Source organism: Alcaligenes sp. Me129, assembly GCF_050487245.1.
GTDB lineage: Bacteria > Pseudomonadota > Gammaproteobacteria > Burkholderiales > Burkholderiaceae_B > Alcaligenes > Alcaligenes phenolicus.
The window spans coordinates 174,319-188,321 of the sequence record NZ_JBKQGX010000001.1 but is presented as its reverse complement, the minus strand read 5'-3'; the positions used below and the strand labels follow the sequence as shown (position 1 = coordinate 188,321).

Here is a 14,003-nt window from a genome sequence, read left to right as displayed (position 1 = left end):
ACCATTTCGGGCATGGCAGCCTTGTTTTCAGGAGTCTGTCTTGCAACGCATCCTTCCGCGCGGCGAAATCGAAAGTCTGGACCACACCTCCATCCCCCGACTGCGCCTGCCTGTGCGAGCCAGCGTCTTTGCTGACCGGGCAGCACGTCTGCGCCAATTGGCTGACGGCAATCCCGTTGGTGCCTACCTGCTCTTGCTGGCACATCTGGTTGATGGACAGCACAAACAACTCAATGCCCTGCCCCCGGCCGAACTGCCCGCCGAGGTGCTGGAAACAGCACAAAGACACGGTATGCCACCCTTGCTGGCATCGGGCTGGAAACGCGATCCACAGTGGCTCAGCATTTTGAGCAGTCTGCTCAATCACATGATCAACACTTCGGACGTGCCTGCAGCCGCCCAAGAAGTCTGTCAGAGCCTGCTCAAGAAAGCCGAGTCTGACCCACAAAAACTGGAAGATCTGGCTGACGCGATTCTGGCCGAGCAATTGCCTGAGCAAGACGGTGCCGCGGCACCTTTTGTCATGGCCGCCTTGCAGGTTTACTGGACGCACCTGGCCTGCTCGCTGACCGAGGGCCAACTGTCTGTAACCAGCCCCTTTGGCGTATGCCCGTCCTGCGGCAGCCTGCCTGTATCCAGCGTGGTGCGTGTGGGTGGTCGTGAAGATGGTTGCCGCTACATGTGCTGCCCGCGCTGCAGCGTGGAATGGCATCTGGTGCGTGTCACCTGCTCGCATTGCGAAAGCACCAAAAGCGTGGCGTATCACGCCATTGAAGATGGCCCGGAAGGCATCAAGGCCGAGTCCTGCGACAACTGCCATACCTACCGCAAAATCTTCTATCAGGAAAAGCAGCTGGGCATTGACCCGGTAGCGGACGACCTGGCCAGTCTGGCTTTGGACGTTCTGATGGGTGAAGAAGGCTATTCCCGCGCCAGCGGCAATCCACTTCTTTGGCACCAGTCTTAAGCTAAGATTCCCCTACGCCTTGCTGCCCCGTGCACAAGGCGTAGCTGACGGACCCTGCCCATAGACTCAAACGCCTGCCTTTGAATGATGAGCCCAACGCCTGAACTCTCCCCCGCCCACATCCCTTCCCTGGATCGCTTGCTGCGCTCGCCAGAGTTCCAGCCCTTGCTAAACCAGTTCGGTCACACACGCCTGAGTCAACGCACTCGTGCCCATTTGCAGGCACTGCGGGAGGCCGTGTTGAAGGGAGCACTAAGCCCTCAGGACCTGGAGCCCGCTCAGCTTGCCAAAGCACTGCAAGCACAACTGCAGGAAGAATCCCGCTTGCAGCTACGCCCGGTCTTTAACCTGACCGGCACCGTACTGCACACCAATCTTGGGCGTGCGATGCTGCCGGATGAAGCCATACAGGCCGTCGTCCAGGCCATGCGCTCGCCCGCCAATCTGGAATTTGATCTGGAAACCGGTGGCCGAGGCGACCGCGATGACTTGATCAACCCCTTACTCTGCGAACTGACCGGCGCTGAAGCCGCCACAGTCGTGAACAATAATGCGGCTGCCGTGCTGCTGATGCTCAGCACCCTGAGCCCCCGCCGCGAAACCGTGGTGTCACGTGGCGAGCTGGTTGAAATTGGCGGGGCCTTTCGTATTCCCGACATCATGAAGCGTGCCGGTGCTCGTCTGCATGAGGTAGGCACGACCAACCGTACCCACGCAGCTGATTACGAGAACGCCATCAACGAACGCAGCGCCATGTTGATGAAGGTGCATTGCAGCAACTACGCCGTCAAAGGCTTCACCAAAAGCGTTTCAGTCGAAGAAGTTGCACAGATAGCCAAAAAACACGGCCTGCCCACCAGCGTGGATCTGGGCAGCGGCACCTTGGTGGACCTGAGCCAATGGGGCCTGCCGCCTGAACCCACCGTGCGCGAGACCATCGAAGCCGGTGCCGATATCGTGACCTTCAGCGGCGACAAGCTGCTGGGTGGCCCCCAGGCCGGTCTGATCGTAGGCCGTGCAGACCTGATCGCCAAGATCAAGAAAAACCCGCTCAAACGTGCTCTGCGCGTGGGCAAAATCACCTTGGCCGCACTGGAACCTGTGCTGGCCTTGTACCGTTCGCCAGAGCGCCTGCCCGAGCACCTGACCACCTTGCGTCTGCTGACTCGACCTTCGGCTGAAATGCGTGCCCAAGCACTACGTTTGGCCCCTGTCTTGCAGCAATGGGTGGGGACACAATTTGCTGTAGAACCCACTGCCATGCTGAGCCAGATCGGCAGCGGTGCGTTGCCCGAAGACGTACTGCCCAGCTTTGGACTGCGCTTTGCCTACCAAGGCACAGGCCGTCCGGGCCGCCATCTGACTCAACTGGAAAAACGCCTGCGCACTTTGCCCCAGCCCGTCATCGGGCGCATTGCGCAAGATGCCTTTTGGCTGGACTTGCGCTGCCTGGAAGAGCCCTTTGAGGCCGCCTTCAGCGCACAACTGATTCCCGAGCAAGCATGATTGTTGGCACCGCAGGACATATCGATCACGGCAAAACCACCTTGATCCGCGCCTTGACCGGCGTGGATACCGATCGTCTGGACGAGGAAAAAAAGCGCGGCATCTCCATCCAGTTGGGCTATGCCTATACACCTTTGCCCGACGGACAGATCCTGGGCTTTATTGATGTGCCCGGTCACGAACGTCTGGTGCACACCATGGTCGCAGGTGCGACCGGTATTGATTTTGGCTTGCTGATCGTGGCCGCAGATGACGGCGTCATGCCACAAACCCGCGAGCATCTGGCCGTACTGCAATTGCTGGGTTTGCAGGCGGGAGCCATCGTCCTGAGCAAGGCGGATCGCGCTGATGCTGCCAGAATTGAATCCGTCAAAGCCGAGCTGCAAGCACTCGTCCAAGGAAGCTTTCTGGACAATGCCCCCATCTTCGTTGTTGATGCCCTGTCCGCCGACAAACCCGGCCTGGAAGCACTGCGCCAGCATCTACACGCACAGGCTATGCAAGCCACCAAGCAGGATGGCCAAGGCTATTTCCGCCTGGCCATTGACCGCGTCTTCACCTTGCAAGGTCACGGCACCGTCGTGACCGGCACGGTGCACGATGGCGTGCTGGATCTGGATGGCCCGGCGATGGACTTGCGCCTGATGCCACGCGGTACACCCGTACGAGTGCGCAGCATTCACGCCCAGAATCAGGCATCACGCCAGGCCCGTGCCGGCCAGCGTTGTGCCCTGAACCTGGGCGGAATTGATGTACAGGATATCGAGCGTGGCGACTGGCTGGCCGACGCGCGATGCTTCATCCCCTCCACACGTATCGACGTGGAGTTGAGCCTGCTGGACAAAGATATTCCCGCCCTACGTACCTGGTCGCCCTGGCATGTCCACATGGGGGCTGCTCACCTGACGGCCCATGCCGTGCCTTTGGATGGCGAGTCCTTGCAGCCCGGCCAGACCGGCAAGGTCCAGTTGGTCTTTGACCGCCCGATCTGCACCATGACGGGCGAGCGCTTTATTTTGCGCAATGCCCAGGCCAGCGAAACGGTCGGCGGCGGGATTGTGCTGGACCCGAATGCACCGGACCGCAAACGACGCTCCGCAACGCGCCTGGCCTGGCTGGACGCCTTGGCGCAATGGACGCGCGGCGGACCGTTGGAGAGCCTGCTGGCCCAAGCACCTTACGGTCTGGACGAAGCAACACTGCTGCGTCTGTCGGGAGGATCTCAACAAGGCTTGAGCGCCCCAGCCAATGCCCGCTGGCACACCGGATCCCGCCCACAAAGTCAGCCCATCTTGCTCAGCGATGCGCGCCTGGAAGCGCTGTGTCAGCACATAGAAAGCGTGATGCTGCAGTTTCACGAGCGCAATCCGGACGAGCCTGGCCTGTCCAACAGCCGCTTGCGACGCATGGCCGCCCCCACCATGCCCGACGCAATCTGGCAGCTCCTGACCGAATACCTGCTGGCAGAACAGCGCCTGGCCCGACAAGGAGCCTGGCTGCATACGCCAGGCCACCGCGTCACCCTGAGCGCCGAAGACCAAGCTTTGGCCACCGCCCTGCTGCCCCTGATCGAGGCAGGCCGCTTCGACCCTCCATGGACACGCGATCTGGCCAAAGAAACCGAAGCCCCGGAAGACCAGACCCGCAACGTACTGCGCCGACTAATGCGCCAGGGCGAGCTGTTTCAGATCGTGCATGACCTGTTCTATCACCGCCGCCAAATCGCGGTGCTAGCCAATATCGTCAAGGAGCTGCACAGCGGCCAAGGCGTCAGCGCCGCACAGTTCCGAGACGCAACAGGGCTGGGCCGCAAACGGGCCATTCAGATTCTGGAGTTCTTTGATCGCGTCGGCTATACACGACGTGTGCGTGATCGCCATGTATTACGAGGTGAAGCCTGGGCAGCGGCGGACTGAGCCCGGAGCTTCATGCGGGAACCAGAGCAGGCAACGCCCTGATCGTTGAAGCGTCACCGGCCCTAACGTATGATAGGGCCTCTTGAAGGAAAGCATCCGTGCCCGGTGGCACGGCCGGGCTTCAAACCCGGTTGGGGGCGTCAGACGTTCCCAGGTAGGTTCGACTCCTGCTGCTTTCCGCCAACTCCCTTTGGGCTAGAGACCTCTTACACTCCAATCGCCTCAAAGCTATCCACCCCTCTGTTTTACTCAAGTGCATCGGCATGATGCTTTAAAGCCTTGCGCACGTAATACTCGAAGCCGATCTCGGACCGGCGAGGGCGCAAAATCCAGTCATGTGCCTCGCGTCCCAGTTCCGGAAGAATCGGCTTGATCTGCCCGGCCGACATGGCCAGCAACTGCATCCGCGCCGCACGCTCGAACTGCAAGGCCAGCACACAGGCCTCCTCAATGGAATTGGCCGCAATCAACATGCCGTGATGCGCCAGCAAAATCGCACGCTTATTACCCAATGCCTGGGAAATGATCTGCCCTTCTTCATTGCCGACAGGCACACCAGGCCAGTCCTTCAAAAAAGCACAATCCTCGTACAACGTGCAGTTATCCATATGAGATACCTCCAAAGGCACACCTAACATGGATAAAGACGCCACATGCAAGGGATGGGTATGGATGATGCAATTCACATCTGGCCGAGCCCGATACACCCAGGAGTGAAAGCGATTCGCGGGGTTAGGCATGTCCTGCCCTTCAAGAACCGTCAGATCTTCATCCACCAGCAAAATATTGGACACACTGATCTCATCGAACCCCAGGCCTAGCTGCTGGGTGAAATACGTACCGTCCTGCTCGCCCCGCCCCGTAATTTGCCCAGCCAAGCCCGAGTCGTGACCGCCATCAAACAGAATGCGACAGGTCAGGGCCAACTTTTCTCTAACACTGCGTTCCGGAACCTGAAACTGAGCCTGCATCTGTTCCTGAGCGCGGGTGATCAACGTTGATTTGGACAAATCCATCGTCGTAGTCATGAGTATTCCTTGTGAACAGCCTGGAGCATCAAAAGGCACAGAGCCTCATGCCTAAACAGGGCTCCTGCGCTATTGAAAAGAAGTCGCTTCAGTGATGGCGATCCTGGCCCAGGCCAAGAACTGCTGTGAAGGCTGATACAGCATTAGCCGTATCCGTAAGATGAAGAATGTGTTGTTTGGAATTGTTCTGAACTACATCTTCAAGCAAGCATGTTTCCTTTAAAGTCCAATCCTGTCAATCAGGAAACAGAATTTCCTCAGAGCTCATACACCATCAAACCTTTACCAAGCCCTTAACGCCCACCGAGTGGCAGCGACATCCTCAAACACTGGCTGCAGAAGCCCGATATGACACATTTCAGCGCCAAGCAATGCCAAAACTCCTAAGTTAAACGGCTAGCCACCTAAACGTCCGCCCCCCCCCGCTTACCAAGTAATACCCAGGCTCTTCTAACCTTCCAGACGAATACCCCCCCCCCAACACTCTGACTTTGTTCCCGCTTCTCCCGTTGAAGTTACAGTTATGTTGCAATTCAACCACGTGTTTAGCAATTATTCTCATTTTTACCCTCGATTCAGCGTTTTATTTTTGCTTTGGAAATGAGAATAGGTATCATTAATTTCGCTGTACGGGGAACACGGCTATCAAGAGCAAAGCAACCGCAGCACACGCTAAAAACAGACACAAATTGGAAGTCGTCAATGAAATCTCTATTTACCGTAAAGCGCTTGCCGCTCGTTCTGGCAAGCGTTTTTGCTGCCAGTGGTGCAGTTGCTCAAGAAAGCACACCCGTTCAACTCAGCCCTGTTGTCGTTACCGCTTCGGGCTTCGAACAAGACATTAAAGAAGCTCCTGCGTCGATTACCGTCATTACCCGCGATGAACTGGAAAACAAGTTCTACCGCGATGCCTACGACGCCCTGCAAGATGTACCCGGCGTTATTGTGACTGGCGGCGGCGACCGTCGCGACATCACCATTCGCGGCATGAGCTCCAAGTACACCTTGATCCTGATCGACGGCAAACGCCAAAGCTCTACCGAAACACGTACCAACTCGGATTCCTCCGGTGTGGAAGGCGGCTGGACCCCTCCCCTGTCCGAAATTGAGCGTATCGAGGTCGTACGCGGACCTATGTCCTCGCTGTATGGCTCCGACGCCATGGGCGGTGTGATCAACATCATTACCCGCAAAGTGCCCAAGGAATGGGGCGGCTCCATTCGCCTGGATAGCACCTTGCAGTCGCACAGCCGCTCCGGCGATATTTTCCAGGGTAACTTCATGCTGGGCGGCCCGATTAAAGAGGGCGTTCTGGGCTTGCAAGTCTACGGTCAGCAAACCAATCGTAAAGAAGACGATATTTACAACGGCTACCGCAAGCGTGAGTCCTTTGAAGTGGGTGCCAAGCTGAGCCTGACCCCTTCAGAAAACCACAGCTTTGTACTGGAAGGCAGCACAAAGCGTCAAAAATACAATTCCACCTTGGGCAAAACCGTTGAGCCAATCGCTCCCGGCACTGCTTGCGGACGCTCCGGCTGCCCTGCCAGTTCCGAAACAGATTACCGCGGTGAAAAGGTTTCATTGACTCACAGTGGTAACTGGGGATTTGCAACCTCGGACACCTACGTGCAACAGGAAGACTTCAACAACAAGTCGCGTGACATGCGCATCAAAAATACCGATGCACGCACTGCATGGGTTGCCCCGCTGGGCGATCACCTGCTGACGCTGGGCGCCTCCTACCAGCATCAAAAACTGAACGACGAAACTGGTAACCAGCTCACAACTGGAATCAACCGTATCAAACGCACCCAATGGTCGCTATTCATGGAAGATGAGTGGAGCCTGACCAATAGCTTCGCCCTGACCGGCGGCCTTCGCTACGACCACGACGAGAACTTTGGCAAGCACTTCAGTCCACGTATATATGGCGTGTGGTCTGCCACGGACAACTGGACCATCAAAGGCGGTGTATCCACCGGCTTCCGTGCACCTGACCTGCGTCAAACCATTCCTGGTTGGGGTCAAGTCAGCCGCGGTGGCAATATGTACGGTAACCCCGATCTGAAGCCAGAAAAATCGCTGTCGCAGGAATTCGGCGTTATGTATGACAGTCTGGAGGGTTTTTCCGCTGGCGTGACTTTATTTAATAACGACTTCAAAGACAAGATCACTCGCATTGCATGCCCGGCCAGCAAATGTACCGACGGTCCTAACCAGTTTGGTTCCGACCCCACTACTTACGAGAACGTGGACAAGGCGGTCACTCGTGGCATTGAAACCAACTTCAGCTGGGATCTGGCTCAAGACTGGACTTTGAAAGCCAATTACACCTACACCCACTCCAAGCAAAAGAGCGGTCCCAACGAAGGTCAGCCTCTGAATCAAATGCCCAAACACATGGCCAATGTCAGTCTGGATTGGCACCCTACAGAAAAAATCAGCACATGGGCTCGGGTGAACTACCGTGGCAAAGAAAGTGAACCCGTCACCTCTGCCTCTTCCTCGACAACACGGGCTCCGTCCTACACCTTTGTAGATCTGGGTGGCACCTACAAACTGAACAAAAACGTAGACCTGTACGCGGGTATCTACAATATTTTGGATAAGCAAATTCGCTACGATGATTACAGCTACGTCGAAGATGGTCGTCGCTACTGGCTGGGCGTAGGCTTGCGTTTCTAAACACCTTTAGTCCCTTCAAATGGCCGGCGCCTCTGGAGCCGGCCATTTTTATTTCTCCACGGCGTTAATCCCTCTCAGCCGACAGGACAGATAAGCTCTTCCTTTCGCCCCAACAGCGCTAGACTAAAGCCTTGTTGTCCAGCTTTCTGGCTACAGAATCACCACCACATTCGGGAGCTGATCTTGTCATCCACCGAGTCTGATCTCGCGATCTACGCCGGGCCTCGTGCCTATCGCCACATTCAAAGCCATGGTTTACATGCCAAGGACATCAGCACGCTGATTGGCAGTGCGGGCGGACCCAAGGCTTTGGCGCTGACCGGACTGGATCAATATCTGTTTGGGGGCTGGCTCAACACGCATGACGAACCACTGTGGTTATTTGGCAGTTCAATTGCCTCCTGGCGTTTTGCCTGCGCGGCTCAGAGCGATCCCCACAAAGCCTTTGCAGACTTTGCGCAGCTTTATATACACAGCCCCTTTCTGCCCAACTCCACGGTAGCGGACATTACCCGGTCGACCCAGACCATGCTGAAAACCTTGCTGGGAGATAGTGACTCACAGGCAGAGATCCTGAACCACCCGCGCTATCGCTTTGCCATTACCGTGGCGCGCAGCAAAGGCTGGGCGGGTTCCCGAAATCAAAAGCAGCTTGGCGCGGCCCTGCTTAGCTGCATGGTCGGCAACTATGTACACCCTGCCATCCCGCACTGGTTCTTTGAGCGGGTCATCGTGCACGACGCTCGCAGCCCCTTGCCCATTCATGGCAAACATCAAGGCCGGGCCCGTTACGCGGCGCTGGATCAGCACAATCTGTTCGAGACCTTGGCCGCCAGCACGGCCATTCCATTGGTCATCGATGGTGTGGATGCGGCCCACAACTGGCCCGCCGGGCTTTACCGGGATGGAGGGCTGGTTGACTACAACTTCTGCGCGCTGGATCTGGATAGTCCCGGCCTGACCTTGTTCCCCCATTTCACGCAAAAAATCAGCGCCAGCTGGTTCGACAAATATCTGCCGCGTTGGCAGAAAGCCCGCCGCCCCCACTGCCTGGATAATTTGATTCTGCTGTGCCCCACTCCACGCTTTTATCAGCGCCTGAAAGGCCAAAAAATCCCGGATCGCTCCGACTACAAACGGCTGTCTGATTCGGAGCGACGTCTGGCCTGGCAGCACTCCGTTGAACAAAGCCAGCGCCTGGGCGAGCAGTTTGCGCAGTGGGTCGCTGATGACCAGCTTGCCCGGGTTGTACGCCCCCTGCCCTTCCCATAAGCGGCACTTGCCACACAACAAGTGCCAGTCAGCTCAGAATTGATAGCGCAATGATGCCATCACATTACGGGGTGCGCCGTAGGTATGACTGCTGTACGCTAGACGATAGGTTTTGTCGAAGATGTTATTGAAATTCACGGTCAAATCCGCCCGAGGCGTAATGGCATATCGAGCCATCAGATCCACCACCGCATAGGCTTTCTGTGTATTGGTTTCACGGGCTACGCCGGTCAGCTGATTATCAAAAATCTTGCTTTGCCATTGCACAGAGCCGCCTACCGTCAATTTATGCCATGCACCCGGCAAGCGGTAAGTCGTGAACAGCTTGACCTGGTCAGCCGGAATATCCGTCTTGATCTTCTCCCCGTCAGCACCCCGGAAGCGGTAGTGGGTATAACCCGCCCCCATTTGCCAGCCAGGGGCAAGCTCGCCATTGATCTCGAACTCAATCCCTTCAGAACGCGTATTGCTGGCTGCGGTGTACGCTTGGGATCCGCTAGGAGTCAGTTCCTTGCCATCAACAACAGCCAGATTGTCCTTGCGGGTCTGAAACACCGCCAAAGAGGCTGAAGCCGCCTCTCCAGGGAACAGATATTTGACCCCCAGTTCGTAGTTATTGCCTTTCTCAGGGTCCAGATAATTGCCGTCTCTGTCCTGGCTGGACTGGGGGTTGAAGATTTGCGTATAGCTGGCATACGTTGCCCACTGCTCATTCCAGTCGTAAACCAGACCTGCATACGGAGTGAACACGCCATTTTCTTTACGCAAGGTCGTATTGGAATGGTCCTTCCAATTGGTGACTCGTCCGCCCGCGATCAAAGCCAACTTGTCCGTCAAGCGCAAGCGTGTTGCAGCATAAGCCCCCCACTGGCGCGCCCGCTGATTATCCGGCCCGGTAATCTTCAAGTCCGGACGTGGCAGGTTACGGTCAAAGTCCTTGATCTGAGCAATGGGGATACGCTGGCGCGCATAAGCCATGTCATGTCGGGAGAGCTCGTAGTAATTGGCCCCCAGCATAATGTCATGCCCTTGCCCCCATGCCTGAAAGCGCCCTTTGATCGTGATATCGGCCGTATCCTGCGTGGGTGTTTTTTCATTGAAGCCCGCCGTCATGGAGCCACGTCCCTGCGGGGTCGGCTCCGGAGCGGCCACTCCATACAACTGCTCGTTATTCAGCCAAGAACGCCCCATCGCCATTTGAATGGACCAGTCATCATTGAACTCGTGTTCAAGTTGAGCAAATGCCATCGTCCGGCGCTGCTTGCTGTAGGCCCAGACGGCCGTCGCAGAATCGCTACGATCCCACTCCACCAGATTTCCGTCCGTATCCGAGACACTGAATGCGTGCATGCTAGAGCCATCGTAACGATTATCCATGTGCTCAAGACCCAGTCTGGCGACCGTTCGTGCCCCCAGATCCGCTTCTATCACGCCATAGAAAACATCCCGTTTGCCCTTGTAGCCATCCTTCCAGGAGCGGGACTGATCATAAGCAGCAACCAGCCGTCCCCGCACAGAACCGCTGTCATTGAGCGGGCCCGAAATATCCGCCATGCCCCGGTACCGGTCCCAGCTCCCCACTCCTGCTGAAACCTGTCCTTGAAACTCGGCCGTTGGTCGCTTGCGCTGCATCATGATGGATGCCGACGGTTCCCCAGCTCCGCTTAGCAGGCCGGTCGCACCGCGCACAATGGCGACATTGTCATAAATGGCGGTATCCATGACGCTGACCCCGCCATACCCTTGCAAGGCGGCAGCCGTAGTAGGCACCCCATCAATCACGTAGTTCGTAATGTTAAAGCCACGTGCCTGAAATGAGGTGTAACCTGCGCCATCATCACCATATTGCCGGCGACTGACCCCGGGACTTTGCTCCATGACCTGACCCAAGGTATCCAGGCCCTGGTCTTCCATACGTTGACGCGTAATGACCGTTGCAGACTGGGGCAGTTCCTGTAGCGTCACTGGCAGTTTCAGAATTTGAGGCACTGCTTGCTGCTGATAGCTGCCTGTGCCCTCTGACTTCTCATTCTGAGCCCGCACTTTGATGGACGACAGGGTGGATACCTCCTGAGGCGTTTCCTGAGCTTGTGCTACACCCATCAAAAGCCCCAAAACCATGGAGTACCCGCCAGCCCAAACCACTGCTTTCATACCTTCCCCTTTTATTAAATGCGAATTATTCTCATTATTGTAATGCGAACTAATTATTTTTGAATATGCAATTTAATAAGCAACAGGTAAATACTCAGGCACGAAACCCGCTCTGTTCAAATGCCCAAACGTGCTCAGCGGGCAAACCGTTCACCTGTCCATGACGCCCAGACCTCGCCTAAGTGCTCTGATCGATTTACCATGACAGCTTCCGATCACAACCTACCCCCGAGCAATATGGATACTCCTATTCGTCTGACCCAATACAGTCATGGAGCCGGTTGCGGCTGCAAGATTTCCCCCAAGGTACTGGACATTATCCTGGCCGGTAGTGGCGCCCAGAACATGGACCCGAACCTGTGGGTAGGCAATACCTCGCGCGACGACGCCGCTGTCTACGGCCTGAATGAGGAAACGGGCGTCGTCTCGACCACCGATTTTTTCATGCCTATCGTGGACGACCCCTATGACTTTGGACGCATTGCCGCGACCAACGCCATCAGCGATATCTACGCCATGGGCGGCAAACCCATCATGGCCATTGCCATTTTGGGCTGGCCTATCAATGTGCTGTCTCCTGAGGTCGCCCGCGAAGTGGTGCGAGGCGGACGGGCTGCTTGCGATGCTGCAGACATCACCCTGGCCGGTGGCCATTCCATTGATGCACCCGAACCTATTTTTGGTCTGGCCGTCACCGGCGTGGTTGATAAAGGCCAGTTAAAGCGCAACGACACGGCTACCGAAGGTTGCCAGCTCTATCTGACCAAACCTTTGGGTATTGGCGTGCTGACCACGGCCGAGAAAAAAGCCAAGCTTCGTCCTGAAGATCAAAACCTGGCCCGCGACTGGATGTGCACGCTAAACAAACCCGGCAGCCGCTTTGCACAACTGCCCGGTGTTAAAGCCATGACCGATGTGACTGGCTTTGGCCTGCTGGGCCACCTGATCGAAATGGCTGATGGCAGCGGCCTGACCGCCCGTCTGAATCTGGATCGTGTGCCCCTGTTGCCCGGCATTGAATACTACCTGCAAGAAGGCTGTGTGCCCGGCGGCACGCAACGCAACTTCGACAGCTACGGCCATCGCATCGCCCCTATCAGCCAGGATCAGATCAACATTCTGTGCGACCCACAAACCAGCGGCGGTTTGCTGATCGCCGTAGAGCCTGCTGCCACTGCCGAGTTTCTGGCAACAGCACAAGAACTGGGCCTGACCCTGGAAGCCATCGGGGAATTCATCCCCGCCAAAACCCACGCCGTCGAAATCGCTTGATGCGTCCTGATACCCACCACTACCGCGAGCTGTTCCTGAACGATGTGCCTTTGATGGACGCTCGCGCTCCCATCGAATTCAGTAAAGGCGCCTTTCCCGGCGCATTGAACCTGCCACTGATGAACGACGAGGAGCGTCACCTGGTGGGGATCTGCTACAAGCAACATGGCCAGGATGCCGCCATTGCCTTGGGTAACAAGCTGGTCAGTGGCCAGCTCAAGCAAGCTCGCCTGCAGGCCTGGGCACAATTTACGCAAGACCATCCCGACGGCTACCTGTATTGCTTTCGAGGTGGCCTGCGCAGCCAGATCACACAAACCTGGCTGCGCGAAGAGGCAGGCATCCCCTATCCCCGCGTAGTGGGCGGCTACAAGGCTATGCGTGGCTTTTTGCTGAATAATCTGGAACAAACCGTCGGCAGCGCCCGTTTTCAGGTTCTGGGCGGCATGACAGGCACGGGCAAAACCGATGTCCTGCAGCAGCTTGATAACAGTCTGGACCTGGAAGGCTACGCACATCATCGTGGTTCCAGCTTTGGCAAACACGCCACCAGCCAACCCAGCCAGATCGACTTCGAGCACAGGCTATCGATCGCCATGCTCAAAAAGACGGCCCAAGGGCACCAGCGCTTCGTCCTGGAAGATGAAAGCCAAACGATAGGCCGTTGCAGCCTGCCACTGGGCCTGTACCGGGGGATGCAGCAGTGGTCCATCATCTGGCTGGAAGATAGCCTGGAAAACCGCATTACGCGCATCGTGCGCGATTATGTCCAGAACCTGCACGCGGAGTACATTGCCCAGCACGACCCGCAAACAGGCTTTGCCCTCTTTGCCGAACAACTGCGTCAAAGCCTGGCCCGCATTACCAAGCGCCTGGGCCATCAACGCTACCAGCAACTGGCCGCCATCATGGACGATGCCTTGCAGGAGCAGGAGCGCAGCGGCGCGCTGGAGGGTCACCGGGACTGGATCGGTGGTTTGCTGACGCAATACTACGACCCCATGTACGCCTATCAACGCGAACAAAAAGCGGAACGGATCATTTTTCAGGGTGATGCCGACGCGGTCCTGAATTATTTGCGTCAGCAAGGCTGAACCTCATCTAAAGCCCGGCCAGCAAAGCCTGCCATCATTCCTCACAGATCAAGGACCGGCTGACGCCGACCCACATCCACTCTTGTCAGAATCTGTCCTTGCTCTGACA

At 56.8% G+C, this 14,003-nt stretch carries 9 protein-coding genes and 1 tRNA gene; 8 read left to right on the top strand and 2 right to left on the bottom strand.

The features are described from left to right. The first annotated feature begins 40 nt into the window (after nucleotides 1-40). From fdhE to ACLPGZ_RS00870, 4 genes are all read left to right on the top strand, one after another. Nucleotides 41-967, top strand: coding sequence for a formate dehydrogenase accessory protein FdhE (gene fdhE / locus ACLPGZ_RS00885; protein ID WP_083054831.1), 927 nt, complete (start codon nucleotides 41-43; stop codon nucleotides 965-967). An 87-nt stretch (nucleotides 968-1,054) separates the two neighbouring features. Then, nucleotides 1,055-2,473: an L-seryl-tRNA(Sec) selenium transferase gene (gene selA, locus ACLPGZ_RS00880; protein WP_239055705.1), complete on the top strand. Its 1,419-nt coding sequence runs from the start codon at nucleotides 1,055-1,057 to the stop codon at nucleotides 2,471-2,473. Beyond that, nucleotides 2,470-4,389, top strand: coding sequence for a selenocysteine-specific translation elongation factor (gene selB / locus ACLPGZ_RS00875; protein WP_115634498.1), 1,920 nt, complete (start codon nucleotides 2,470-2,472; stop codon nucleotides 4,387-4,389). Before selA ends, selB begins: the two co-directional genes overlap by 4 nt. 87 nt (nucleotides 4,390-4,476) lie before the next feature. Beyond that, a tRNA-Sec gene (locus ACLPGZ_RS00870) sits at nucleotides 4,477-4,572 on the top strand. Nucleotides 4,573-4,634: 62 nt separating this feature from the next. Here ACLPGZ_RS00870 and ACLPGZ_RS00865 read toward each other — a convergent pair. After that, nucleotides 4,635-5,417: an aldolase gene (locus tag ACLPGZ_RS00865; protein WP_239054813.1), complete on the bottom strand. Its 783-nt coding sequence runs from the start codon at nucleotides 5,415-5,417 to the stop codon at nucleotides 4,635-4,637. 702 nt (nucleotides 5,418-6,119) lie between these two features. Between ACLPGZ_RS00865 and ACLPGZ_RS00860 the strand changes: the two genes are divergently transcribed. Both ACLPGZ_RS00860 and ACLPGZ_RS00855 read left to right on the top strand, forming a co-directional pair. After that, entirely contained in the window at nucleotides 6,120-8,102 is a 1,983-nt protein-coding gene (locus tag ACLPGZ_RS00860; RefSeq protein WP_239054814.1) for a ligand-gated channel protein, read from the top strand. A gap of 183 nt (nucleotides 8,103-8,285) precedes the next feature. After that, nucleotides 8,286-9,374, top strand: coding sequence for a hypothetical protein (locus ACLPGZ_RS00855; RefSeq protein WP_239054815.1), 1,089 nt, complete (start codon nucleotides 8,286-8,288; stop codon nucleotides 9,372-9,374). A gap of 33 nt (nucleotides 9,375-9,407) precedes the next feature. On the opposite strand, the gene ACLPGZ_RS00850 is transcribed toward ACLPGZ_RS00855, so the two are convergent. Next, nucleotides 9,408-11,528: a TonB-dependent siderophore receptor gene (locus ACLPGZ_RS00850; RefSeq protein WP_239054816.1), complete on the bottom strand. Its 2,121-nt coding sequence runs from the start codon at nucleotides 11,526-11,528 to the stop codon at nucleotides 9,408-9,410. Nucleotides 11,529-11,765: 237 nt separating this feature from the next. On the opposite strand from ACLPGZ_RS00850, the gene selD reads away from it, so the two are divergent. After that, entirely contained in the window at nucleotides 11,766-12,800 is a 1,035-nt protein-coding gene (selD, locus tag ACLPGZ_RS00845) for a selenide, water dikinase SelD (protein ID WP_239055706.1), read from the top strand. Further along, on the top strand, nucleotides 12,800-13,894 hold the full coding sequence (mnmH, locus tag ACLPGZ_RS00840) for a tRNA 2-selenouridine(34) synthase MnmH (RefSeq protein WP_083054841.1): 1,095 nt from the start codon (nucleotides 12,800-12,802) through the stop codon (nucleotides 13,892-13,894). The genes selD and mnmH overlap by 1 nt, the downstream gene beginning before the upstream one ends. The last annotated feature ends 109 nt before the right edge of the window (nucleotides 13,895-14,003 follow it).

Bases quoted from the DNA above. Each gene is read 5' to 3' on its own strand.
- ACLPGZ_RS00850 (WP_239054816.1), bottom strand. From the start codon at position 11,528: ATGAAAGCAGTGGTTTGGGCTGGCGGGTACTCCATGGTTTTGGGGCTT.
- selB (WP_115634498.1), top strand. From the start codon at position 2,470: ATGATTGTTGGCACCGCAGGACATATCGATCACGGCAAAACCACCTTG.
- mnmH (WP_083054841.1), top strand. From the start codon at position 12,800: ATGCGTCCTGATACCCACCACTACCGCGAGCTGTTCCTGAACGATGTG.
- selD (WP_239055706.1), top strand. From the start codon at position 11,766: ATGGATACTCCTATTCGTCTGACCCAATACAGTCATGGAGCCGGTTGC.
- ACLPGZ_RS00865 (WP_239054813.1), bottom strand. From the start codon at position 5,417: ATGACTACGACGATGGATTTGTCCAAATCAACGTTGATCACCCGCGCT.
- selA (WP_239055705.1), top strand. From the start codon at position 1,055: ATGAGCCCAACGCCTGAACTCTCCCCCGCCCACATCCCTTCCCTGGAT.
- ACLPGZ_RS00860 (WP_239054814.1), top strand. From the start codon at position 6,120: ATGAAATCTCTATTTACCGTAAAGCGCTTGCCGCTCGTTCTGGCAAGC.